The organism is Borreliella californiensis, assembly GCF_014205885.1.
GTDB lineage: Bacteria > Spirochaetota > Spirochaetia > Borreliales > Borreliaceae > Borreliella > Borreliella californiensis.
Window position 1 is genome coordinate 1 of sequence record NZ_JACHFB010000036.1, and the last position, 1,065, is coordinate 1,065.

1 protein-coding gene and 1 pseudogene are annotated in these 1,065 nt (G+C 34.4%); both read right to left on the reverse strand.

The window, feature by feature from the left end; all coding sequences use genetic code 11:
• Nucleotides 1-50: 50 nt before the first annotated feature.
• Entirely contained in the window at nucleotides 51-506 is a 456-nt protein-coding gene (locus HNP67_RS06830) for a DUF3890 domain-containing protein (protein WP_184125822.1), read from the reverse strand.
• 19 nt (nucleotides 507-525) lie between these two features.
• Nucleotides 526-1,065 (reverse strand): annotated as a pseudogene (locus HNP67_RS06835) (hypothetical protein); the annotation flags it as partial.

Consider the following 1,065-nt stretch of genomic DNA (forward strand, 5'->3'; position numbering starts at 1 on the left):
GTTGATCATACGTACAGACATATCCGCTAGTCTTTTTCTAACACCACTCACTAGACAACTCCCATACATGATGGTGTTGAAGTTTCTCTTTTTAGCTTTTCTAAAAATGCATCAAGCTGTGAACAAAAGTTTTTGTTTGATCCACAACCATCTCCACCACTCTCTTCGCTTCCACTACTGCTGGGATAATAATCAAGCTCAAGCTCATTGAACTTTTCTTTTTTAATCCTTTCAAATTCAAATTCGCGAACAACCCCCTGCTTTCTTAATTGACAGCCCATATGGTAAAAAGTAAGCAAAAATATTTGTTCATATGTTAGCGAACTAGCCTCAATGCCACGTGTTATTAAAATAGCTTGCAGCAGCGATAAATGAAGTAAAAAATTTTGCCTACTTAGTGCAAGTTTATCTATTCCTAATAGCAATAACACTTCAGAATGAAGCTTTGTTACTAAAAGTTCTTCTTCGGTCTGAACTGATACTTGTAAGTCTACTTGTTCGCTCATTTTGATTTACCTTATGTTTTTAACTTTGCTTAATATGTACTTGCAAAATAGTATTTTTAGTAGCAAGCAAACCACCCAAAACAAAATCAATGTATGAATGTGCAATATCAGTTGAGTCTTTATCAACTTGCTCATTCGGGGTAGGCAACATATACTTACTAGGTTTAAACTTAATAAGCTCCGAATTTAGTGGATAAATGAGTATTTGATGTTTTAGTAAGTTTGAAGTTTCAATGTAAACATCTTCTCTATTATTAATAGCCTTAATAGTTTGGATCAAAACATCCTCCCATTTTTCAGGGCTAATTGCAGGAGCTTGTGCTACTGAATATGGTTTTACTAATTTCAATGAAGTTGCGGGGTCAACTATTACCATCATAGGTGTAGAAAATTCGTCCCCTAACTCTAGCTTTGAAAGTCCAGTTTCAATTTTTTCAAATATTTTATCCATCTTATCCTTATCCCCACTAGCAACTTCTTCTTTTATCTGCTCGGGCATATTAAGTAGTCCATACATATTCGGAAGTAGACGTTTTTGATTTTTCCCATCTTTTTGAAT